Genomic DNA, 673 nt, shown 5'->3' on the forward strand with positions numbered 1-673 from the left:
TTTTCCTCTTGGATCAAAATCAGATCCACCTTTTCCTCCACCTATTGGTAGTCCTGTAAGTGAATTCTTTAAAATTTGTTCAAATCCTAAGAACTTAATAACGCTTAAAGTAACTGATGGATGGAATCTTAATCCTCCCTTATATGGTCCAATTGCTCCATTGAATTGAACTCTAAATCCTCTATTTACATGTAGATTACCTTCATCGTCCACCCATGGTACTTTAAACATTACTTGTCTTTCTGGTTCACAGAATCTCTCTAAAAGATTTTCTTCGATATATTCTGGATGTTTTTCTAATACAGGTATTAATGATGGTAAAACTTCTTCAACAGCTTGTAAGAATTCTGGTTCATTTGGATTTCTCTTCTTCACATTTTCAATAACTTGAGCTACATAATCAGCAGGTGTCATTTTAACTTTAACCATTTAAATTACCCCCTCTTGCTTTCGCAATCTTCTATTTATATTATGCATTATCATAAATATAAAAATTTTCTTTAATTGACTAAATCATTTTAATTTGATACAATTTTGTTAAAATTACAGTTTGGAGGTGCGATATGAGTCAAATTTTGTCGCTTTTTATCAACCAAATCAACAACATACTATGGTCCTACGTTATAATTGCATTACTAATTGCAGCCGGACTTTACTTTTCCTTCAAAACTAA

1 protein-coding gene is annotated in these 673 nt (G+C 31.4%); it reads right to left on the reverse strand.

Annotation, left to right across the window (positions count from 1 at the left end; translation table 11 throughout):
* On the reverse strand, nucleotides 1-414 hold a 414-nt coding region (locus TCEL_RS00125; RefSeq protein WP_278199679.1), incomplete at its 3' end, for a Glu/Leu/Phe/Val dehydrogenase dimerization domain-containing protein.
* Nucleotides 415-673 lie beyond the last annotated feature (259 nt).

Origin of the sequence: Thermobrachium celere DSM 8682 (assembly GCF_000430995.1) — a bacterium.
GTDB lineage: Bacteria > Bacillota > Clostridia > Clostridiales > Caloramatoraceae > Thermobrachium > Thermobrachium celere.